Annotated in this window: 21 protein-coding genes; 4 read left to right on the top strand and 17 right to left on the bottom strand. The window is 63.7% G+C overall.

Annotated elements, in window-relative coordinates; translation table 11 throughout:
• The first annotated feature begins 18 nt into the window (after positions 1-18).
• Positions 19-1452: an OB-fold domain-containing protein gene (locus WAN02_RS06270; protein WP_422263303.1), complete on the top strand. Its 1434-nt coding sequence runs from the start codon at positions 19-21 to the stop codon at positions 1450-1452.
• A gap of 1 nt (position 1453) precedes the next feature.
• On the top strand, positions 1454-2659 hold the full coding sequence (locus WAN02_RS06265; RefSeq protein WP_422263302.1) for an acetyl-CoA acetyltransferase: 1206 nt from the start codon (positions 1454-1456) through the stop codon (positions 2657-2659).
• Positions 2660-2735: 76 nt separating this feature from the next.
• On the opposite strand, the gene WAN02_RS06260 is transcribed toward WAN02_RS06265, so the two are convergent.
• On the bottom strand, positions 2736-3668 hold the full coding sequence (locus WAN02_RS06260) for an SDR family oxidoreductase (RefSeq protein ID WP_422263301.1): 933 nt from the start codon (positions 3666-3668) through the stop codon (positions 2736-2738).
• Positions 3669-3984: 316 nt separating this feature from the next.
• On the opposite strand from WAN02_RS06260, the gene WAN02_RS06255 reads away from it, so the two are divergent.
• Positions 3985-4389: a TetR/AcrR family transcriptional regulator gene (locus WAN02_RS06255; RefSeq protein ID WP_422263311.1), complete on the top strand. Its 405-nt coding sequence runs from the start codon at positions 3985-3987 to the stop codon at positions 4387-4389.
• A gap of 130 nt (positions 4390-4519) precedes the next feature.
• Here the strand turns inward: WAN02_RS06255 and WAN02_RS06250 are convergent, their stop codons facing one another.
• The 12 genes from WAN02_RS06250 to WAN02_RS06195 form a co-directional block, all read right to left on the bottom strand.
• On the bottom strand, positions 4520-4828 hold the full coding sequence (locus WAN02_RS06250) for a hypothetical protein (protein WP_422263300.1): 309 nt from the start codon (positions 4826-4828) through the stop codon (positions 4520-4522).
• Positions 4829-4839: 11 nt separating this feature from the next.
• Positions 4840-5310 carry a hypothetical protein gene (locus WAN02_RS06245; protein WP_422263299.1) on the bottom strand — a complete coding sequence of 157 codons (471 nt, stop codon included), beginning with the start codon at positions 5308-5310 and terminating at the stop codon, positions 4840-4842.
• 59 nt (positions 5311-5369) lie between these two features.
• Positions 5370-6542 carry a thiolase C-terminal domain-containing protein gene (locus WAN02_RS06240; protein WP_422263298.1) on the bottom strand — a complete coding sequence of 391 codons (1173 nt, stop codon included), beginning with the start codon at positions 6540-6542 and terminating at the stop codon, positions 5370-5372.
• Positions 6539-7042, bottom strand: coding sequence for a Zn-ribbon domain-containing OB-fold protein (locus WAN02_RS06235; protein WP_422263297.1), 504 nt, complete (start codon positions 7040-7042; stop codon positions 6539-6541). The genes WAN02_RS06240 and WAN02_RS06235 overlap by 4 nt, the downstream gene beginning before the upstream one ends.
• Positions 7039-8313 (bottom strand): cytochrome P450, encoded by a 1275-nt coding sequence (locus WAN02_RS06230; RefSeq protein ID WP_422263296.1) that lies wholly within the window; start codon positions 8311-8313, stop codon positions 7039-7041. The genes WAN02_RS06235 and WAN02_RS06230 overlap by 4 nt, the downstream gene beginning before the upstream one ends.
• Positions 8310-10607, bottom strand: a complete 2298-nt coding sequence (locus tag WAN02_RS06225; protein ID WP_422263295.1) for a CoA transferase — start codon at positions 10605-10607, stop codon at positions 8310-8312. The genes WAN02_RS06230 and WAN02_RS06225 overlap by 4 nt, the downstream gene beginning before the upstream one ends.
• A 4-nt stretch (positions 10608-10611) precedes the next feature.
• Complete coding sequence (locus WAN02_RS06220; RefSeq protein ID WP_422263294.1) at positions 10612-11697, bottom strand: acyl-CoA dehydrogenase family protein; 1086 nt, start codon at positions 11695-11697, stop codon at positions 10612-10614.
• Entirely contained in the window at positions 11694-12809 is a 1116-nt protein-coding gene (locus WAN02_RS06215; protein ID WP_422263293.1) for an acyl-CoA dehydrogenase family protein, read from the bottom strand. Before WAN02_RS06215 ends, WAN02_RS06220 begins: the two co-directional genes overlap by 4 nt.
• A 56-nt stretch (positions 12810-12865) precedes the next feature.
• On the bottom strand, positions 12866-14317 hold the full coding sequence (locus WAN02_RS06210) for an aldehyde dehydrogenase family protein (RefSeq protein ID WP_422263292.1): 1452 nt from the start codon (positions 14315-14317) through the stop codon (positions 12866-12868).
• Positions 14318-14395: 78 nt separating this feature from the next.
• A complete protein-coding gene (locus WAN02_RS06205) occupies positions 14396-15646 on the bottom strand; it encodes a cytochrome P450 (protein WP_422263291.1) in 1251 nt (416 codons plus the stop codon).
• Positions 15647-15651: 5 nt separating this feature from the next.
• On the bottom strand, positions 15652-15882 hold the full coding sequence (locus WAN02_RS06200; RefSeq protein ID WP_422263290.1) for a ferredoxin: 231 nt from the start codon (positions 15880-15882) through the stop codon (positions 15652-15654).
• Positions 15879-16310 (bottom strand): hypothetical protein, encoded by a 432-nt coding sequence (locus tag WAN02_RS06195; RefSeq protein ID WP_422263289.1) that lies wholly within the window; start codon positions 16308-16310, stop codon positions 15879-15881. Before WAN02_RS06195 ends, WAN02_RS06200 begins: the two co-directional genes overlap by 4 nt.
• Positions 16311-16898: 588 nt before the next feature.
• Here WAN02_RS06195 and WAN02_RS06190 point away from each other — a divergent pair.
• A complete protein-coding gene (locus WAN02_RS06190) occupies positions 16899-17621 on the top strand; it encodes an SDR family NAD(P)-dependent oxidoreductase (protein WP_422263288.1) in 723 nt (240 codons plus the stop codon).
• 11 nt (positions 17622-17632) lie between these two features.
• Here the strand turns inward: WAN02_RS06190 and WAN02_RS06185 are convergent, their stop codons facing one another.
• From WAN02_RS06185 to WAN02_RS06170, 4 genes are all read right to left on the bottom strand, one after another.
• Positions 17633-18055: a MaoC/PaaZ C-terminal domain-containing protein gene (locus WAN02_RS06185; RefSeq protein ID WP_422263287.1), complete on the bottom strand. Its 423-nt coding sequence runs from the start codon at positions 18053-18055 to the stop codon at positions 17633-17635.
• Between the two features lies 1 nt (position 18056).
• Positions 18057-18530 carry an FAS1-like dehydratase domain-containing protein gene (locus tag WAN02_RS06180; RefSeq protein WP_422263286.1) on the bottom strand — a complete coding sequence of 158 codons (474 nt, stop codon included), beginning with the start codon at positions 18528-18530 and terminating at the stop codon, positions 18057-18059.
• Between the two features lie 48 nt (positions 18531-18578).
• Complete coding sequence (locus tag WAN02_RS06175; protein WP_422263285.1) at positions 18579-20219, bottom strand: AMP-binding protein; 1641 nt, start codon at positions 20217-20219, stop codon at positions 18579-18581.
• A gap of 185 nt (positions 20220-20404) precedes the next feature.
• Entirely contained in the window at positions 20405-21235 is an 831-nt protein-coding gene (locus WAN02_RS06170) for a mycofactocin-coupled SDR family oxidoreductase (RefSeq protein WP_422263284.1), read from the bottom strand.
• Positions 21236-21388: the final 153 nt, after the last annotated feature.

The following is a 21388-nucleotide window of genomic DNA, read 5'->3' as shown; positions in this document are numbered from 1 at the left end:
GCGATCGATGGAGATGTCATGAACGTCACCGGATACGGGATCTATCTGCCGTACTGGCGGTTGGAGAGAACCACGATCGGCGCGGCGCTCGGTGCGCCGGCCGGAGTGGGTTCACGAACGGTTGCCTCCTACGACGAGGACACGACCAGCATGGGCGTCGAGGCCGCTCGAGAAGCGCTCGCGAACTCGCCACGGCGCGACCACGAAGTGTGGTTCGCGACGACCGCGCCGGCTTACGCGGACAAGACCAACGCGAACACAATCCATGCTGCGCTGGGTTTGGAGCGACACACCGGCGCCTACGACGTGATCGGTGCGGTCCGCTCCGGGTTCGCTGCCCTGCGAGCCGCCGCTGACGCCGCCGCCGTAGGCCGCCCTGCGCTAGCGGTGCTCTCCGACATCCGTATCGGACTGTCGGGCTCTGGTGACGAACGCGGTGGCGGCGACGCAGCCGCAGCGTTCGTATTCGCGCCCGACGACGAACCGATTGCCACCGAGTTGTCCTCGGCATCAGTAACGGCGGAGTTCCTCGACCGGTGGCGTATCCCCGGTGAGGTCGCCAGCAAGGTTTGGGAGGAGCGGTTCGGCGAGGCCGCCTACATGCCGCTGGCCGAGCAGGCCGTGTCGGCGGCTTTAGCCAAGGCGGGGTTACTGCCCACGGACGTCACGCACTTCCTGGTAGCCGGCCCGCACGAGAGGGCTGCTAGCCGGGTCGCTGGCCGAGTCAAGGTCAACGCCGCAGCCGTTCGCGATGACCTTCGGCGGCGCATCGGCGCGGCCGGCGCCGCGCAGCCCGGGGTGCTGCTCGCATCCGCCCTCGACGATGCGAATCCCGGTGACGTGATCTGCCTGGCGACTATCGCGGACGGGGCCGACGTCCTACTGCTCCGCGCAACCGATGCTTTACCAGCTGCCCGCGCGGCCCGATCAGTCGTCGACCAAATGGCCGAGGGGCGCACCAACTTGAGCTACCAGAGCTTCTTGAGTTGGCGGGGATTGGTGGAGAGCCAGCCGCCTCGCCGACCCGATCCAGACCGTCCGGCCGCGCCGCCATCGTTGCGCAATGTCGGCTGGAAATTTGGTCTTGAGTGTTCGCGCTGCACACACTGCGGGACCCGCCATCTGCCCCCGATGCGCGTTTGCATGTCCTGCCGCAAGATCGATCAAATGGAGCCGGAGTCGCTCGCTGACGTCGAGGGTGTCATCACCACGTACACCGTGGACCGGCTGGCGTATTCCGCCGCAGGCCCTGTGATCGCCGCGATTGTGGACTTCGAGGGTGGTGGGCGGTACGCCTGCGAGCTCACCGACGTCGATCCCGCGGAGCTCACGATCGGCCAGCGCGTCAAGATGACGTTCCGACGCCTCTACACCACCGCCGACGGTGTCCAAGACTATTTCTGGAAGGCGCGGCCGGCGCGCGAGGCGCAGATGAACGCGGAGGGCAATTGAGATGGGTTCACACGGAATCTGCGATCGAGTGGCGATCGTGGGGATGGGATGCATCCCATTCGGCGAGCATTGGGACCAATCGACGGACTCCATGCTAGTCGACTCCACCTCGCAGGCTGTCACCTCAGCCGGGATCGAGATCGACGACATCGACGCGTTCTGGCTCGGCACCATGGGTTCCGGCCAAGGCGGCCTGACGCTGTCAAGCCCATTGGCGTTGGACTACAAACCGGTATCCCGTCTCGAAAATGCCTGTGCGACAGGCAGCGAAGCGTTCCGCAACGCGTGCTACGCGGTCGCGGCAGGCGCGTACGACGTCGCGATGGCGGTTGGCGTCGAGAAGTTGAAGGACTCTGGCTACTCGGGACTCGTCGTGAGTCAGCCCGCGCACGACGGGACTAGGTCAGCGGTGACGGCGCCCGCAAAGTTCTCGCTGCTGGCCCCTGCCTACTGCGAGAAGTATGGCGTGAGCCGCAGTGAACTGAAAGAGGTCATGACCCGGATCGCCTGGAAGAATCATTACAACGGCGCCCGCAACACGCGGGCGCAGTTCCGCAAGGAAGTTAGCCAGGAGACAATCTCCTGCAGCCCGCTGGTAGCTGGTGATCTCGGCATATTCGACTGCTCCGGAGTGTCCGACGGCTCGGCGGCGGCCATCGTCGTCCGAGCCGAGGACGCTTACCGCTATACGGACAAGCCCATTTACGTGAAGGCCTTGTCCTTCGTGGCGGGCCCGGCCACCGGAGTGCGCCATCCAGATTACGACTACACCTCCTTTCCCGAGGTGGTGCGATGCGCCGAAGATGCTTACAGCCAAGCCGGAATCACCGACCCGAGGTCGGAGTTAGCCTTAGCCGAGGTACACGATTGCTTCACCCCCACCGAATTGGTGCTCATGGAGGATCTTGGATTCTCGGAGCGCGGCCAAGGCTGGAAAGACGTGCTGTCAGGAGCCTTTGACCTCACAGGCGAGCTGGCAGTGAACCCAGACGGCGGATTGAAGAGCTTCGGACATCCAATCGGTGCATCCGGGCTCCGGATGTTGTTCGAGTGCTTCCTTCAGCTCCGAGGAGAGGCACCACCGGAGCGCCAAGCCATGTCGATCACCAAAGGTGGTCGCACGCTCGGGCTGACGCACAACCTTGGCGGCCAACCGGGCTCATGCGTCAGCTTTGTGAGCGTCGTTTGCAGCGAACCAAATTCCTGACCCGATCGACACGCCAGCCGGAATCACCCGCGTAACCGGGCGATCTGGCGGCGGGTGATTCGAGAAGGCTGCGAACCTACGGATTGGCCGCCGAGATTCGCAGCCCTCGAATATCGGCATTGGGCGCCGCTTCTCGCACCATGTCCGGCACCATGCTGTCGAGTTCGTCGTACGTCAGGCGTCGGCCCAATTCCACGGTTGGACCGCCCGCCCACCCTTCGGCCACCGTGATCTTTCCCCCTCGGAGCCCGAAGACTCGCCCCGTGATGTCGGCCGACCGGTCGCTCGCCAACCATACGACGACGGGAGCGAAGTTCGCAGGATCCAGGGGCTGAAACTCGTCGGCGGCGGCGTCCAATAAGCCCCTCTCGGCGAACAGGTCCTCAGTCAGTCGGCTCACGGCGGTTGGATAGACGCAGTTCGCCGTCACGCCGTAGCGGCCCAGTTCTCTGCTTGCGACGACGGTCAAGGTCGCGATGCCTGACTTTGCCACTGCGTAATTGGCCTGCCCCGCATGGGCGAACAACCCTGAGGCCGAGCTAGTGTTGATCAACCGAGCGCCGACTGGGCCGTCCGCCTTCGCCCTGGCTCGCCAGTGCTCGGCCGCCCAGCGCGTGGTCGCGAACGTGCCCCGCAGATGAACCCGTATCACGGCGTCCCAGTCCTCGATTGGCATGCTTACCAGCATGCGGTCGCGCAGAATGCCGGCGTTGTTGACGAGGACGTCGAGCTGACCGAAGCGCTCTACCGCGGTACCGATGAGCTTCCCCGCCGCATCGAAGTCCGATACGTCGTGACCGTCGGCGACGGCGTCACCACCAAACGACAGGATCTCGTCGACGACCTCGCTGGCAGGCCCGCTGGACACACCACCGCCGATCGAGTCGCCACCGAGATCGTTGACCACTACCTTGGCGCCCTGCCTAGCAAACTCAAGCGCATATGCTCGGCCGATCCCCCGGCCAGCCCCGGTGATGATGACGACCTTGCCATCCATTATCTGGTCCATGCCAAACCTCCCACATCGTTGTCGATCGATTTCCCCACGACTGGGGAACGGACACTTCGGTTTTCGACTGAAGCGGCGCTAATGGATTCACGATGCCGCGAGCCGTCGATCGAGATTGTGTGCGGACGCGTGTTCGGCCTCGAGCAACGCGGAAGACGTGGGGAGTCATGGCGCGTGCGCCTAAGACCTGGAATGTGCAGCAAACAGGATAGTCGATCCCGGGACATTGTGGACGTGGGTGACAGCGGTGACTGACCGCTCGACGCGGGTGCTCGACGGCTGCGAACGAGAAGGGTCCCGCAGACCAGGTGGCAACATGGGCTGGACGCCGTGCCAAATCTGCAACGCGGGCAGACGGCAACTGAAACGTACGCGCCGCGCCGTCGCCTCCGCAGCACGAAGCGTCATCGAAAGAGACGGTCGCCTTGAGACCTGGGTGAGCGATATCGTGACCGAGGTCGGCCTCGGCCGCGGCAGTTCTCACGTTTACTTCGGCTCGAAACGCAAACTGTTTCACGGGATCGTCCACGAGGTCGGCGACCACCTGCGACTGGTCGTGGCACGCCAACCGGGAAACGACACCGGCGACGCGATTATGAACGTCAAGACGGCTAACCGCGGTACCTCCCTTTCTGTCGGGTCATTGCCCGCATCCTCACCACTGTCGAGGAGGCGGAGCCGTCGATACGGAAGCGTGGGAACTCTCACTCCGACGGCGTGAACACCAGGTCGACGTCTTGGTCGCAACGGTTCAGGGGCTACAGGTGCGCGACCTTGCCAATCCCGCCACCGACGCCCATCACACGCCGCGGGAGCTCGGGTCGCGATGTTGCCCCTGAGATCTCACCGAATCAGTCGGAGCTCGGCAGCTTCGTGGCCTCCTTGCGAAGTAACTCCCGACCGTTGGCTGCCAACGGCCCCGGCCCAGCCTTGGTGACCAGAATTTCGAGGCCACTTTGTTCGTCCCGGTAGCGTTTTCCGACGAGGGCGGTGTTCTCGACACCCGGCCGCGCAACGACCGGAGCACCCCTGGCTTCAGCGAGAGCCACCATCGGACCGCCACCACATGTCAACGTCAGATCTTCACCCCCGGCTCGGACGACGATGACTTCGGTCGTGCACACCGCGCTCCTTAAACGGGCACCCACCCGTAGTTCCATGCGGACCTCCTTCACCGGTTCAAAGTCCGTTGGTGTTCCTCGACGGCTGCGGCAAACCGCTGCAAGGTCTCCTGCTGTTCGCTCCCCTGGTCTTCAGCCGGCTGCGGGACGATGCCCTCGGCGCGCGAAAAGATCTCGACCGAAAGTGATCCCGTCGGGCCGGCGATGTTGGGTCCATAGAATTCGTCCGGCCCCGAAACCGACACGTCACCCGGCCGCAACACCTGGCCATCGATCGTCACGGAGCCCTGGACAATGACCTCTACGCGGTGACAATTGTGTGAATGGCGCGGCAGCACGAACGCCGGGGGCAACCAGAGAAGGGACGCCAGCGGCGCCTCGGGGTCGTCGGGGTCGTCGGACATGACGAAGTTAGCAATCCGGGACTCGATGGCCTCTACGCCGACCCTCAGCCAATCCAGCGATCCGGGACCGATCCGGAAGAACCCGGGATGGGCGCCCAAATCATGTAGTCCTGGCATGTCATTACTCCTTCGATTTCACTGTGCGTATAAGGCTGTGCGTCTAAGGACAAAGGGGCTCACAGTGTCTCGGCCGATCCGAAAAGCGCGGAACTCACCAGCGCAGCCGATGGACCGCCAATGAGCAACGAGAGCTGCGGATTTCGCACCTGGTTGGGAGACTGCCCTCGAATCTGTCGAACGGATTCGAGCGTGTTTCCCATGCCGTGCATGAAACCTTCGGCCAGATCGCCGCCACCCGTGTTGATCGGCAGCCAGCCGTCCGGCGCAATCAAGTTCTCCAGGGTGAGCTTTTCGGCGGTCTCGCGGGCGGTACAGAATCCGTGATCGATCAAGGCAGCCACGGCAGGTCCGGAGAAATTGCAATACACCTGCGCGACGTCGACGTCCTTGGGCCCGTACCCCGAAACGCTCCACAGTCGCCTGGCGACGTCGCGGAAGCCCCCGCCCGACAGTGGGTCGTGGTTCTCGTCGAGGGCACCCCAGCGCGGCCCCGCCCCCCAGGTCGCCGCCAGCAGGTAGGCCGGAGTCTGCGCCAGATCCCTGGCCCGCTCGGCCGACACAAGCAAGATGGCGGCAGCACCGTCGTTCTCGCGGGAACAGTCGAACAGCCGATACGGCTCGGCGATGAACCGCGCGGAATCATAGGTGGCGTCGTCGAGGACCATGTCCTTGCCGACCGCCCGCGGATTGTTCCGCGCATGGTGATACGAGGCTTGGACCACGGCGCGAATCGCCGACGGGGCGACCCCATCGAATTCGATCATGCGTTGGGTGCGGATCGCGAGATTCTGAACGACCGACTCCATGCCGTGGACCGTGTAGTGATTTCCGTAGTGTCCGGCAACGACCGCAGCACCCAGACGTCCGCTGGCGTTCTCGGCCACGCATCGATAGACGGCGACGACCTCGGCCTGACCGGTCACGATCGCAGCCGCACCCGCGGCGATCGCGGCAGCGCTGCCGCCCCCCCCGCCACCCCAGATCTCGGTTGACCAGCGGAGCTCCCTCGTGCCCAAATCCCCCACCAATTCGGTGCCCGGGTTGTTGTCGAGACCGTAGGACGAGAATCCATCGACGTCGCGCGGGTCGATGCCCGCGTCAGCGCACGCCGCGTCGATGGCCCTGATGCAGAGTTTGCGTTCGGCATCCGGCGAACGGCCACGCTTGTAATACGGCGTCTCACCTATTCCTACCGCGGCGACAGCACCCCTCATTGGGCTCGCAGTCATGTACCCGATCGCCCTTCCATAGAAGACTCATGCCCCTCGCGAGAATCGGCGAATTTCGCTCGATCAAGTCGACTACTCGCTTCCGACCACACCAGTTGCCAGCGCAGCGCGGGCAGCCCACGTGTACGCGCGGATGCCTGCTCGATGACGGGGCTCACCGCGGCGCCGATCTTCAAACCGTCCTGGTCGCCGATCATGAGCCCGAGGACTCGGCGGTGCCCAGCGGCGGGCAGTTCGACCAGAACGTTCACGTAAGGGACCAGATCTGCGTACGCAGTCGAGAACGCATAGTGGGTGCGACACCATGAGTAGACCGTGCCGTAGGCGTCGATGCGCTTCCACTCCATCTCGTAGGAGCCGCATTCGCCGCACCGCCAACCGGCCGGCCAGATCCACGATGCGCACCGTGCGCACTGAGGCAGCCGCACCTCGTTTGCCCTGAGCGCGTCCCAGTACGGTTGATCGACAGCAGCTACCTCGACCCGCCCGGAGGCAGTCACAAGGCATCAACCCCGGCCTGATCAGTCAGTCGCGGAACGCGATTCGTAAAGCAGGGCATAACGTCCCACAGCGCCAGGACGCCCTGATCATGTGTTCTCTGAGCTCGGACTCGGTCGATGCTGAAGGCTGGCAGTCGCTCAAGAATCTTGGTCAGCACCACCTCGGCCTCCAGGCGCGCTAGCCATTCCCCAATACAACGATGGGCGCCGTAGCCGAAACCAACATGCTGATGTGCGCGTTGCCGATCGATGTCGAACATCTCGGGATTCTCGAAGATGTCTTCGTCGTGGTTTGCAGAAGCGTAAACGACGAGTACGCGGTCCCCTGCTTCGATCTGGTGGCCACTGAGCTCGGTTGGGGCGACCGCCGTGCGCGCCAGCGACACTGCTGGTGACGCGAACCGCATCGTCTCTTCGATGGTCGCGCGGATGAGTGACGGATCGGCCATCAGTCGTTCCCTGACCTCCGGGTGACCGCCGATCAGCCATAGGCAATGGGCAATGAGTCCACCTGTCGTCCTGGTTCCGCCGAGGACCACGGATAGTGAAATTTCCAGAAGTTCGTCAATGGTGAGGTCGTACTCAGGATGGCGAATCAAGGTGCCGAGGATGTCGTCGCCCTCACCCGGATCCCGTTGCTTCGCCGCAATGATCTCTGAGGTCTCCGCCCAGACCTTCTTGAAGTTCGCTACAGCCTCGTCCACATCACCGCCCTCTGGGTCGGTAATGTACCCACGCTCAACTGCCTCCAGGAACGCTAGACCGTCCTCAACCGGCAGTCCCAACCATTCCAAGACCGTATTAATCGGTACCAGGTTGCCCAATTCGGTGACGACGTCGAACTCCGAGCGGATAGTCAGCGTATCGAGCGCGCGATCGGTGATCCTCTCGACCATCGGCCGGACCTTCTCGACCGCGCGCCTGTTGAAGAATGGGTTCAGAGCTCTGCGAATATGGCTGTGCCGCGGGCCGTCCGACTCACCCGGTTTCAGCGACGGATTGGTCGTAATGGCCGGAAGGATGATGCCGCCTCCCCCATCAGGGGTGCGTTCCACGGTGAAGTTCTTGTCGTCGCGAAGAACGTCGTGCACGGCCTCGCTGGACACCGCCACCCAGAATCCGCCATGTCGGCTGGAGTGCCCCACCGGACATTCTTGACGTAGCGCCTTGAAAACTGCATCGCGGTCCTTCGCGATCGAAGCGTCATGGTGATCGAACGTCTCGAACACAATCGTCCCCTTCACTCTTCGGATGTTCTTTGAATTGGTCACGGCGTCATGCTCGTCGGGGTGGTCGGTCCGCCGCTGGCGGACCACTCACCGACTATTGATCTATCAAGGAGGTCCTGAATGGCGTGGTCGTCCATCCCGAACGACCCGAGAAGCTCTCGGCTGTGCTCCCCTAGCGACGGCACTGGACGTGTCAGAGTTTGGACGTGATCGGGGAAATGCCAGAACTCGCCAATTTGGTCAAATCGGCCGTACTCCGGGGTGTCATAAGTCACCGACAGGCGCGCGTCGCGATTGGCGGCGGAATCAAAGAATGCGTCCATCGCGTCCACGTTCACGATTTCGTGTTCTAAGCCTGCCGCGGCCAATTCGTCGGCCAATACCCGAAGGAGTCGAAAGCGGATCCGCGACGGGATGTCACGGTCGACATTGGTGGCGGCGACTGCGCGTAGGACCTCCAATGATTCCTCCGTCGCGGCGACTACGGCCATCCATCCGTCCAGACATTCATAGATTCGGTAGCCGGGCGCAATGCCCGTCTGCTCAGCGTCCAGGCACCGGACCGGAAGTGGCCGTAAATCGGATGTAGGCACAACAGTTTCGCTGCATGTCAGCGCGGCCGCACCCAGAAGCGACGCACTGACCTGACCGGCCTCCCCCGTGCGGCAGCGGTGATAAAGCGCAAGCAGCACACCGCAGAGCAGGTCCAGCCCACCCAGCGGGTCCAGCACCGAGTTGCGCAGCCAGGTCGGACGGTTACCTTGGCCGCTCACCGCCGCGGACCACCCTGAGGAAGCCTGTGCGATGGGGTCGTAACCGGGCAGCTCGCTACGCGGGCCGAGCGGTCCGTTCGAGCTGAATTCACCAACGACGATGCGCGGGTTCAGCGCACGCAGGCTCGCAGCATCGACCCCCAACCGGCGGGCCGGCCGTGGCCTGAGGTTGTGAATCGCAACGTCCGCCCACTGCACCAGACTCTCCAGGATCGGGCGGGACTCGGAGGCGGTGAGATCGAGCGCCAGCGAACGTTTTCCACGTTGGCATCCGAAGAACTGGTTGCTTCCCCGGCCCGGATCGCCGCGGGGTGGCTCGACCTTGATGACCTCGGCGCCTAGATCGGCAAGCAATTGCGCAGCGAACGGCGCCGCGACCCAGATGCCGAAGTCCAAAACGCGGAAACCCTGCAGGAGTGGTTCAGTCCCGACCGCCGCGGTGAGGGCGCTCTCGGCCATGGTGAAGGCATCGGTGTGCCGCTTGGGCGCGTCGCGTCGTGCCTCGCCCAAGCATGGTGCGGACGAACGTATTTCGCACCGCGGTTCGGTCTGGAACGGCAGTCCGGCCTGGATGACGTCACCGAGGACCGAATCGGCCACTTCGAGGCTGTAACCGTTGACGAGGGTCTGTTCGTCGAGGAAGAGCTCACCGATGGTGCGGATCACTGCGCATGGCACATCGGTCGCCGATAGCTCAGCTTCCCATTCGGCCGCCGTGCGGCGATCGAACACCCGAGCCCAAGACGCCACGTTCTCCGGGGTGAGTTCCTCATCGATGAGGTGGACTAAATCGAGTTCCGCCAAGGCTTCCAACACCGGAGGAACCTCCGCCCAGCCCCCGATGAGCTGAAGCCATAACCCGTCAGCACAGCGGAACTGCATCAATTGCGGTATTGAGTCGACCTTCCTGATCTTGTCTCGCCGAAGAAACCACCCCGGCGACCTCTCGGCCCGGTGCCAGTAAAGCGATGCCGGGACTAGAGCGCCCTGCAGCAACGAGGTGTGAATTGGGCCGACCTGCCCCGTTTTCTCTCGATGGATCAGTCGGGTGACTATGCCGCACGCAAGCAGGAGGGCTGCGCACCAACTCGCGAACGGCATTCTGATGAAAACGGGTCCTTCACGGTTCCCCTGCTGCTCACCCATCGCGCCGAGGCGAGCCTGCACGAGCATCTCGTCGTTCGCCCGATTTGCATCAGGATGATTCACCGGGTACCCGCTCAGGCCGGCGACGATCAGTCGGGGATGACGCCATCCCAGGGTTGCGTCGTCCAACTCGAGACGCGCCGCCTCCGACGGCGTCAGATCGTGCACCACGACATCGGCGTCGTCGAGCAGAGTACGAAGCACGGCGCGTCCGTCGGACGCGCGCAGGTCTGCCACGATGCTGCTCTTGCTTCGGTTCCACGTCGCGAACCCCGCAGGGCAGTCCCGCCGCGCCCAGTCGCCGTTCGACGGCTCGACCTTGACGACGTCTGCGCCAGCTTCTGCGAGGAGTCGCGTGGCGACCGGGCCAGCTAGACCTTGTGTCAGGTCCACGATCTTGAGTCCGGCGAGGATCATCACGTCACCCCCCCGGCGCGGGTACTAGCGGGACCAGCCCGTGCCACGCGTTCTCGTCTTCTGCCGCGACCAGGCGACCGTACTCGCGAGACCACTGATGTTCTGTGCCGTATTCGTCGCGCCAGGACCACAACCGGCGGGTGTAGAGCTGAAGGTCGTACTCCGATGTCATCCCTATCGCGCCGTGCAGCTGGTGAGCCAAAGCCGCGATCTTCGAGGCGGACTCCGATGCCACGATCTTGGACGTGACGGCGTCGCGGTGACATGTGTGCGCGTCACTGGCGGACAGCGCGCGCGTCGCTATGTGAGCAGCCCCCTGCGCAGCCGCGACCGCGCCTCCCAGCTGCGCGAGCGATTGCTGAGTCGCTTGAAACGAGGACAGCGGGCGCCCGAACTGGTGACGCAACTTGGTGAACTGCACGGTCAGCTCGAGGACCCGCTCGCCGGCACCGCAGATGGCCAGCGCACGGCAGGCGATGGCCCGGTCCAAGAAAGCCGATGGCGTGAGCTCGGTCGGAGCCCACGACCCGGCAGGCACCAGCACGCCGGCCGCAACGATCCGGTCTCGTGGCTCACCCGCCAGATTGACATCGGGATCTACTAGCAGGCTGGCCGTCGGCAGTGAGATTACGGCGTGCCCGCCGTCGAGATTGCAAAGCGCAACGACACTGGTGGCGAAACGCGCCCACGCAACCCCTGCCATGGACCCGTCGACCCGAAGGGATTCACCTTCTCGCGTTCCGGTGAGGACGTCGTCCGTCATGGGGACGGCCGCGGTCAGCGGCCCCTCGGGAAGACTTAATCGTTCCCGTGTCAACGCCCAGCCGCCAAGGAGTACGGCCTCGGCCAGCGGCATCGGCGTGGCGTGACGGGCACCGACCCGAATCGCGCATGCCGCGTCCCAGGACGTGCCTCCGACCCCCCCGAAGTCGGGGTCAAGCCCGAGTCCGAACGCTCCGAATCCGTCGAGAACCGACCACAGTTCGCGGGACCACTTCCCCTCGTCGGCCCGGATCAACAACGGTGACGCGTGGGCATCGAGAAGCTCGGTCATGGCATTGTCGAGTTGCGAGCGCTCATGGGATGTCATCGCAGCATCGACCTCGAGATAATCGTTCGCAGGATCTCGTTCGTTCCGCCCCGGATGGTGTACCCGGGCGCTACGAGCGCCATCTGCCCGATCTCCTTGCGCAAGCGAGCTTCCGCACTAGGGTCCTCAACGGCACCGAGCACGTTCCGCGCCAGCTCGACGACCTGCTGCTCGAATTGTGTGCCGAGGTCCTTGACGATTGCGGCCTGCACCGCAACGTTCAATCCGGCAGAGGCGCTCCGCGCTATCCCGTATGACAGTTCGTGCAACGTCCTGTACCAGGCGGCGCACCGGCCCAGCACCGAAGCACCGGGGTGTAGGGACGAGCCCGCGGCGTTCACCAGCGCTTCATAGACGCGAAACGTCGACAACCAACGATCCGGTCCTGAACGTTCATAGGCGAGTTCTGTCCCGATCTGCTTCCAGCCGTTGCCCACCTCCCCTAGCACTGACTCCTGCGGGACGAAGACGTTCTCGAACACCATTTCGCAGAAGTGAGCCTGGCCGTCGAGCGTCTTGATCGGATTGCGCTTTACGCCAGGTGAACCGAGATCGACGATGAGCTGGGTCAGTCCGTGGTGACGGTCGGTCTCAGCGGACGTTCGACAGAGCACGACTGCGAACGGCACGAGATGGCCCCACGACGTCCAGATCTTCGTCCCGGAGAGGAGGAAACCGCCACTGACAGGCTCCGCCCGGGTTCGAAGTGCCGACAAATCAGAGCCGGCCTCGGTTTCACTTAGGCCGAGCGCAAAACCGATCGAGCCTGCGGCGATACCGGGTAGGAACGTTCTCTTCTGACTCTCGGATCCGAACCTCAGCAGCATGGGTGCCGTCTGGCGGGCAGCAACATGATGTGCTCCAGTGGGTGCGTTCGCCGCGCGCAGTTCTTCGGCGACGATGAACTGTTCTACCGGGTCTCTGCCGCCACCGCCGTACTCGGCCGGGATGGAAATGCAGACCCAGCCGCGCGCGCCTAGACGCTGGCTGAATTGCGGGTCGTAGCCACGGGAACTGAACAGCTCTGGTTCTCGAAGACGTTCGTCGTCGAGAAACCGCCGAACCTGCGTCCTCAACTCGATCTCGTCGGGCGAGGGATCCGTGAACGGCATTTCGAGCAGCATTGAGCTACACCGCCTGTTTCTTAGGGTCGACTGACATCAGTGGCTCACGTATGGATCGACTTGGTCTGAAGGAATTCCTCGAAGCCCGCCACTCCGTACTCAAGCCCGTAGCCGGAATGTTTATAACCGCCGAACGGCGCGTCGGGGTTCAGCGTCGCGCCATTGACTTCCACCCGGCCCGTTCGGATCCGACGCGCCACCGACTTGGCGCGCTCCGGGTCCGAGCTCCAAACACCGCCCGAAAGGCCGTACGGGGAATCGTTCGCGGTGCGAACGGCGTCATCCTCAGAGTCATAACCAATCATGCACAGGACTGGCCCGAAGATTTCTTCCCGGGCTATCGTCATGGAATTGGTGACGTCGGTGAAGACCGTGGGCCTGGCATAGAAGCCTCCGGCGGGTAATTCCTCGACGCGCTCCGGCCCGCCGCACAGAAGCCGCGCACCCTCGTCGATTCCTGTCCGGACGTAGTCGTTGACCCTCTCTACTTGCGCAGAGGAGGCCAGGGGTCCCAGTCGAGTCCCTGCGACGAACGGATCGCCAGGTTGGTAATGGTTGGCCACAACGTCGGCGACGATGGCCTCCGCTTCGCCCAATCGAGACCGAGGAACCAGCATGCGGGTCAACGCAGTGCACGTCTGACCCGAGTTTATGAAGCAGCTCCCGACGCCGCGGCGAACGGCGCGGCGAAACTGGTCGCTGTCGAGATCGTCGAGGAGGATATTCGCAGACTTACCGCCCAGTTCCAGTGCCAGACGCTTGATGGATGCCGACGCCAGCGCTGCGATCCTCATGCCAGCGCGCGTCGAACCCGTGAACGAGACCATGTCGACACCGCTGTGCGTGACGAGTGCCTCGCCGACTACGGGGCCGGTGCCGGAGACCACATTGAACACTCCCGGCGGCAGCTGCGCGGCATCAACGATCTCGGCCAGGACGAAGGCATCGAGCGGCGACACCTCGCTCGGCTTGAGAACTACCGTGCATCCCGCCGCGAGAGCGAAGGCGGTCTTGGCCGAAACCTGATGGAGGGGATAGTTCCACGGCGTGATGCACGCCACCACGCCAGTAGGCTCACGAACGACGAGCGTGTCGCCCATCATCGTCTCAAACTCGTAGGCCCTCGCCACTGCGGCCGCCACCGTGAATGAATTGTGTGGCAGGCCTGCTTGGATCAGGCGACTGATCCGCTCCGGGGTGCCCGCCTCGCGACTGACGAGCGCCGCTATCTCGTTACGACGCTCGTCGAGCCCCGCAGCGATCGCCTCGCTGAAAGCCGCGCGTTCGACCGCCGGACGCTCGGCCCAATCGCTTGCTGCGCGTGCCGCTGCCGAGACTGCGGCGTCTGCGTCGGACGGGGTGCCTTGGGGGACGCGGCCGAGAATCGAACCGTCAGTGGAATCGAAGATGGTGATCGAGTCAGACCCACCCGACCGCGTCCACTTGCCATCTACATAGATTTCGTCGAAGGCGTATCTGTCTCTAGAGGCCGCCATGTCTGCGGTCCTCCCTGGCGATCAAACCCGTCCGCGTCACGGCAGTCACTGCTGCCCCTGCGTCAACGGCGAGCTCGCTCACGTCGACGCAACGTGGGCTGGCGTGGATTCGTTCTGGCTCCCCACGGTGAGGTGAAGGGAGTCGATGCCGATCACCGTGCCAAAGCGATGATGCCGCTCGATGTCGGGCGTGGCGAAGTACTCCGGCATGAGCCGATGGATCTCCTCGAATGCCACGGCCATCTCCATACGGGTCAGATGCGAGCCCAGGCACCGATGCGGGCCGGCCCCGAACGCAAGATGTGGATTTGGGGATCGCTCCAGGTTGATTTCATCGGCCTTGGGAAATTGCGCCTCGTCTCGGCAGGCCGCTGGAGTGATGGCGGCCAGAAAGTCGCCCTTCTGTACCTGTACTCCGTCGACTACGGTGTCGGTCATCGCCTGCCGACAGGTCGTCACCAGACTGAAGTATCGAAGGAACTCCTCGGTCGCCGAGGGAATGACGTCTCGGTCCGACGCGATTCGCCGACGGAGGTCCGGTCGCAGAGCCAACAGCTCCATTGACAGACCCAACGCCGAAGTCACCGTGTCGAGCCCAGCGGCGAGGAGCAGCAGTAGGCTATTCAGCACTTCGTCCCGCGTCATAGTCGTACCACTGGAGTCGAGGGCACCCGTCAGCAGTCCCGTCAACAAGTCGTCGGGCGGGTCGGCTGCTCCTTCTCGTTCATCCAGAGCCGCGTTGAAGTAATCCATCATGGCGGGCATTACGTTGTCAGCCACGTTCTGCCGTTTCTCCGGATCGTCGGAGATGCCGTCCCGCAGAAACAGCTCCTTCCACTCCAGAAGCTGTTGAAGATCGGCTACGGGAAGCCCGGCGAGCTCCATGAAGACGGTGCACGGCAGTGGCACTGTGAACGCTTCCACGAAGTCTCCACCGCCGTTTGCAACGAATGCTTCAACGAGACGCACGGCGTGGCGCCGCACAACCTCCCGCATCTGCTCGATCCGCCGGGGCGTGAAGTACGGCGTGAAGACGCGACGATACTTCGCGTGGTCTGGCGGATCGATCGACTCCGGGATCAGAAGCGGGGGCGCGCCCTCCGGCGGTAAAGTCAGCACTCGACTCGAGAAAGTCGCCGCATCCGTCAGCACGGTTCGTACGCCCGCGTAGCTCGTGACCAACCAGTGGCCACCGAGTTCGTCGCTGTGGGCAACGGGGCACTGGGACCGAAGGGTGGCGAGGACCGGGTGGGGATCCTCTGGCGCCGTGGTCCAGTAATTAAAGGTCCGAGCAAGCTCAGACCCCGTCGTCGATTCGTCGACCGTCATCGATGTCACTCCCTAGTCGGATCGGCGCCGACCATGCTGATGGCGCGTTCGGGGCATTCTTGAACCACAACTTCCGCGGAGCCGAGCTGAGAAGTGCTTACATCCGTGGCTTTAACGACGCCGCGGCCCTCGTCGTCGACGTCGAAGAAGTCCGGGGCCAAGCTGTAGCAGCGTCCATGGCCCTGGCACCGGTCGAGTTCGATGTGAAAACGCGTCTCCCCGACGTCGTCGGTCACTCGGCCGGGCCGGCCGCCACGCGCAACCCTTCCACCGCTCTCCACGATTCAGGGATCGTGGCCGGTGTCTTCCAATACAGACTTAGGCTGGTCAGGAGTCCGTCCTCATCGAGTGCGAACAGGTTGAGGAGCTTCAACTGAACGAGGTCTTGACCGTCATTCGCGATCGATTCGAGCGTCTCGGACACGGCAAACCTTCGATCGGGGGAGTAAAAGGTGTTGAGAACCTGGTGCCCGTATTTGCCGACCTTCTCGATGTTCGTCGAAGCGTATTTGTGGTACTCGTCCCTACCCCGATAGACGTCTTCGTCCTCGCCCGAGGGTCCTACCCGTTCGAAGTCGGGCGCCAAGGTCGAGTACAGCAAATTCCAATCCTGCCCGTCAATAGCGCGCCAGAAGTCTCCGACTACATCCCTCAGTTGTGCCACAGTGCTGCCTTCCTTGGAGGTAACGAGCTAGGTCGGACCCGCGAGTCGCTCTTCGGGAGCGGCTGGTGACGAGCACCCAGGCGGACCCGTGACGACCCGGCTGCGCTTCGGCATGGGGCGTCGTATTTGTCTGGCGTCCGCCGACGGTGCCGTGTCGCTGACGCCGCTTCAAAAATCGGTCGTGCTGAGTCTGGAACATTAAGCAGCACCAAGCACCAGTGCCTTTGTGGCTGAGCGCAGCCCGCACGCGGCCTTTCCGCGACGCCGACCGCCATCGCGACACGATCTGGGTAGTATGAAGTTGTTTTCGACATCCACGTCGACACTAGGGAATCATATGATGTCGAGTCAACCCCGTGACGGCGCGCGTCGGCGTGTCGTCAAGCCAGCTATTCATCGTTTAGCAATGCTCGCGCATCTCGCACAAACCACGTCCATTGCCAGCGCCGAAGCGCTGGGGATCGGCAGCTCGACGGGAACGCTCAGCAACGGTGACGATCCGCCATCCCGCCTGGGCCACCCGAGACCTCGCCCGGCCTATCTTTCCGACCAATGGTCGTCCGCAATCTCGTCTCTCGGGTCTCGACCATGACGCGTGCCGTCCTCGTGACCGGGGGCAGCCGAGGAATCGGAGCTGAGGTCGTACGTCAGCTTGCTCAACGGGGTCGCGATGTCACCGCGACTTACAACACGAGCGCTGACGCCGCCGAGGCCGTCGCGTCGGAGTTCCCGGACTCGATATCTACGACCTCATACCAACTAGGCAACCAGGAATCGGCAGCTGGGGCAGTCGCGGCCACCCTGGCCCGTTGGGGGCGACTGGACGCACTCGTCCTCAACGCGGGAAGGTGGTCGGGGGGACGTCTCGAGGCCGTGTCGCCGACTGCATGGTGGGACGTGGTCACGGCCAACGTCGCCGGAGCGGCCCAACTCACTCGCGCGGCGCTGCCTGCACTGCGGGCGGGATCGGACCCCTCGATCGTCGTGATCTCCTCTGTAGTGGGTCTCATCGGCAACCCGGGAGACACCGCATACGGCAGCGCCAAGGCCGCCCTGGTCGGCTTCGCCCGGTCGCTGGCCAAGGAGGTAGGGCGGGACGGGATCCGTGTCAACGTCCTGGCGCCGGGGCTGGTGGAGACCGACATGACCGCTGAACTCGACGACCGATCCCGCAGTCAGATCACTTCCAAGCTGGTGCTGCGCCGGCTCGGCACCGCTGAGGAGGCGGCCAAGGCCGCCGTGTTCCTATCGGAGGACGCCACCTACTGCACTGGGACCATCCTCACTGTCGACGGCGGTTGGTCGATCTAAAGTGAGCGTCCCTAGGGATCCAATAACGCAACCGCAGTGCCAGTAATGACTTCCACTCCGTCTTGATTCACGCTGCTGACATCCAGTTCAACGACTGGGGCGCCTCCCCGCGTACCAATCGCTCGGACCGTCACCGTCGCTATCAGCGTGTCCCCAGGCCACACCTGTGCGACGAAGCGGACGCCGAATTCGACCAGTCGCCCGTCGCCCACCCAGTCGGTCACGGCCTTCCCGGTCAAACCCATGGTCAGCATCCCGTGTGCAAAGACTCCCGCGTGGCCGGAGACCTGCCGGGCAAAGGGTTCGTCGGTGTGCAGCGGGTTGTAGTCACCGGATGCCCCGGCGTATTGGACGAGCTGGGTGCGGGTCAAGTCCTCGACAACCACCTGTTCGCGGCGGTCACCGACCTTCAAGTCGGCAGCTCTCAGCGCCACGTCATCCCTCCCCGTCGCTGACGGCCACTCGCTGCACCGACACGGAACGCGCCGTGACCACCAGGCTGCCGCCCTCGTCGTAGAAGTCGGTGAACCGCTCGGTGAATATCAACCGTCCCGAGCGTCCGCGCTTCTCCCACGTCTGCCCCGCACGGCTCTCGGTCCTCAAAACGTCGCCTACTCTGACCGTACGGTGGTAGGTGAAGTGTTGTTCAGCATGCAAGCCTCCCCGCCGGGCTGGAAGGAATCCAGGGCCGCCTGCCGAACCGTGCCACTTAATTCCGGGTTTCGGCCGGAGGTGAGAGTCGGGGTCGAACTGCGCGGCGGCCTGCGTGAACGTCGGGGGCGCGATCAAACCTTGCAGCTCGACCGCGGCCGCAGACTCCGGGTCTCGGTAGGCCGGGTTGTCGTCTCCGACCGCCCGCGCGAAGAGCATTACATGACCTGCTTCGACCGGGAAACGCAGCGCGCTCACCGAACACCACCATCGCGGCACGCGTCTTGCTCAACATGTTGCCTGCTATCAGTCATGGGCCAGTGCGTTTCGGAGTCGGAGCATGGCCATCTCGCGGATTGCCCGCGGGTCCACCTTTCCGTTTCCACCACGCTCGATGGTGTCGACGAACACGACTCGCTTAGGAGTCTTGTACGCCGCCAACTCGCGGCGAGCGTGGGCGACGATGTCGGCTTCGGTGAGCATGCTGCCGGCTGTCACTTGCACGACGGCGACCACTGCCTGTCCGTAGAGGTCATCGGGCACCCCGACCACGACGGCGTCCTTCACGTCGTCATGACTCTTGATACTCGCTTCGACCTCCTCGGCGAAGACCTTTTCGCCCCCCGTGTTGATGCATTGGCTTCCGCGTCCAAGCAGTTTGATCGTCCGTCCGTCGGCCTCCACCTCCGCCCAGTCACCGGTTACCGCATAGACGGTGCCGTCGATCGTGATGAACGATTCGGCGGACTTCACTGGGTCGTTGAAGTAGCCGGTGGGGAGGTTGCCGCTGACGGCAAGTCGACCGGCCTGACCCGAACCAGCAGCGACGTCAAGGCCGTCGTCGTCGATGACGCGGGAGCCGGGCTTGAGGACGAAGGTTGTCCCGCCCGGGCGGCCGTCCGAGCTGCTGTTGGCCTGTGCGATGGCGCCCGTCTCCGAGCTGCCGAGGGATTCCATGATTACCAAGCCTGGAACGTGGCTACGGAGGCGATCCTTGACATGCGGGCTCAGTGCGGTGCCAGAGGAGACGAGCACCTTGAGCCGGGACAGGTCCCAGCGTCCGGGATCCGCGTCGAGCGCGTCGAGGATGGGTCGGCCGAAGGGATCACCCACGATGGCCACTCCGTTCACCCGCTCATCGGCGGCCGTGCTCAACAGGACCGCGGGATTGAAACTCCGCACGGCGAGGGTCACCACGGCCGCAGCGCGACATAGCGCACTCATTGCGAACCAGGCGCCAGCCCCGTGCATCAGCGGTGCAGCGGGTAGGACTTTAGGCCCGGGTTTGACGATGGACCGCACGTAGGCCTCGCAGTCGGGTACTCCGGGTCGCTCCCGCGTTGACAGCGATTCCAGATACCGGAACAGGTGGTCTTGTGGCCACATGACTCCCTTCGGCATCCCGGTCGTCCCGCCTGTGTACAGAAGATAGAGATCAGAGCCGGATCTGCCCCATGACGCTTCGACGCGCCCACAGGCGCTCGCGGCCGCCGTGTCATATTCGAGGGCCCACGACGCCTCGGGGCCCCTCGCGGCGCCCTCGGGCTGCACTAGCTGGATCCAGCACTTGATCCCAGGCAGGCGATGCCGCATTCGGTCGCACACGGACGCGAACACGGAGTCGAACACCACCGCCTCGACGTCGGCGTCATGCCATAGGTAGAACAACTCGTCGTCGGTGTATCGGTAATTCGTATTGACCGGTACCAATCCGGCCTTGAAGATCCCGAACATTGACTCAAGGTATTCCGGGCAGTTGTAGAGGTACTGCGCGACTTTTGCCTGCCGGCCTAGACCGGCATCCAGGAGAGCGCGGGCTACCCCATCGGCACGGTGATCGAACTCGGCCCAACTGAACCGTCGTCCCGGACCTATCTGGGCGAGGTATTCGGGGTGGCTGTCCGCAACGGACTCCCAGACGTCGGCAAAGTTCCAGCCCTGTTCCATTTATGCTCCTTATCGGAGGGCGGTGCGATGGCGCTCGCACCGCCGAGCTGTCAACCTCGGCGCGATACTGGCTCAACGAGAGCGGCCGGAGGCCGATACCGGTCACCGCTCACGTCCGCGCGCCCGGCTCCGGTCCTCTTGGAGCCGTTGCACCGCAGGGTGATTCGCGGACTTGGGGGTGCCAATCAGCGCATGGTGTTGCCGGCATCCACCGGGAACACGGCACCAGTGACGTAACGGCCGGCATCGGAAACCAGATAGGCGATTGCCTCGGATACGTCTGCGGGTTCGATGAGCGAGACGGGCAAAACGTTTGTCATGGCCTCGAAGAGTTCGGGGAATTGATCGGCCGCCCCCATGAACCCCTCATTGACCACCATCGGAGTGTTCACCGCGGTTGGGTGCACGGTGTTGACCCGGATGCCAAGTGGCCCCAGCGCGTTTGCATACGAGCGCATCAATCCGACGACACCGTGCTTGGCTGCGACGTAACCGAGCATCCCGTAGGTCTTGACGCGCATACTGCGGGTGGGTCCCTTCAACCCGGTTACCGAGCTGGTGATGACGATCGAACCGCCTTCCGCGCGCGCGATCATCGACGGAATCGCCGCTTCGATCGTATAGAGGACACCGGTGAGCATGACGTCGATGGCATCGTGCCAGGCGGACACCTCCTTGGATCCGTCGCCAACGATCGGCATGATGCCGGCGTTGGCGAGAACGATGTCGACGCGCCCGAATTCGCTGAGCCCAGCTTGGAGGACCTCCTCTACTGCGGCCTGGTCGCGCACGTCGGCCTGACGCGCCACGATGCGGCGGCCCTCCGCCTCCACCAATTTGACGGTGTCAGCCAGGTCGCTTATCCGCGCTGTCTCGTAGGGCACCGAATGGATCTGCTCGCATATGTCGAAGGTGATGATGTCGGCGCCCTCTCGGGCCAACCGTACGGCGTGCGAACGTCCCTGCCCCCGTGCTCCGCCGCTGATCAACGCGACCTTGCCGTCCAGAGTGCCCATGGCCTTGAGTTCCTTCGTGATGTGGATGTCTCGCAGACAAGCGAGCCCGTGTCAGCAGACTATCGCTCAACCATGTCGATGTCGATGTCGATGTCGATTTCGAATTTCTTCTAGGCTCCCAGGCCCGTCTACCAGAGACAAACGGACGCATTT

This window comes from Mycobacterium sp. (genome assembly GCF_049281135.1).
GTDB lineage: Bacteria > Actinomycetota > Actinomycetes > Mycobacteriales > Mycobacteriaceae > Mycobacterium.
The sequence above is the reverse complement of the archived record's forward strand: the minus strand, read 5'-3'. Positions and strand labels throughout refer to the sequence as shown.

Bases quoted from the DNA above. Each gene is read 5' to 3' on its own strand.
- WAN02_RS06220 (WP_422263294.1), bottom strand. From the start codon at position 11,697: ATGACATCCCATGAGCGCTCGCAACTCGACAATGCCATGACCGAGCTT.
- WAN02_RS06240 (WP_422263298.1), bottom strand. From the start codon at position 6,542: ATGACTGCGAGCCCAATGAGGGGTGCTGTCGCCGCGGTAGGAATAGGT.
- WAN02_RS06170 (WP_422263284.1), bottom strand. From the start codon at position 21,235: ATGGGCACTCTGGACGGCAAGGTCGCGTTGATCAGCGGCGGAGCACGG.
- WAN02_RS06260 (WP_422263301.1), bottom strand. From the start codon at position 3,668: ATGGACCAGATAATGGATGGCAAGGTCGTCATCATCACCGGGGCTGGC.
- WAN02_RS06255 (WP_422263311.1), top strand. From the start codon at position 3,985: ATGGGCTGGACGCCGTGCCAAATCTGCAACGCGGGCAGACGGCAACTG.
- WAN02_RS06175 (WP_422263285.1), bottom strand. From the start codon at position 20,219: ATGGAACAGGGCTGGAACTTTGCCGACGTCTGGGAGTCCGTTGCGGAC.
- WAN02_RS06190 (WP_422263288.1), top strand. From the start codon at position 16,899: ATGACGCGTGCCGTCCTCGTGACCGGGGGCAGCCGAGGAATCGGAGCT.
- WAN02_RS06210 (WP_422263292.1), bottom strand. From the start codon at position 14,317: ATGGCGGCCTCTAGAGACAGATACGCCTTCGACGAAATCTATGTAGAT.
- WAN02_RS06250 (WP_422263300.1), bottom strand. From the start codon at position 4,828: ATGGAACTACGGGTGGGTGCCCGTTTAAGGAGCGCGGTGTGCACGACC.
- WAN02_RS06205 (WP_422263291.1), bottom strand. From the start codon at position 15,646: ATGACGGTCGACGAATCGACGACGGGGTCTGAGCTTGCTCGGACCTTT.
- WAN02_RS06225 (WP_422263295.1), bottom strand. From the start codon at position 10,607: ATGATCCTCGCCGGACTCAAGATCGTGGACCTGACACAAGGTCTAGCT.
- WAN02_RS06265 (WP_422263302.1), top strand. From the start codon at position 1,454: ATGGGTTCACACGGAATCTGCGATCGAGTGGCGATCGTGGGGATGGGA.
- WAN02_RS06270 (WP_422263303.1), top strand. From the start codon at position 19: ATGAACGTCACCGGATACGGGATCTATCTGCCGTACTGGCGGTTGGAG.
- WAN02_RS06245 (WP_422263299.1), bottom strand. From the start codon at position 5,310: ATGCCAGGACTACATGATTTGGGCGCCCATCCCGGGTTCTTCCGGATC.
- WAN02_RS06215 (WP_422263293.1), bottom strand. From the start codon at position 12,809: ATGCCGTTCACGGATCCCTCGCCCGACGAGATCGAGTTGAGGACGCAG.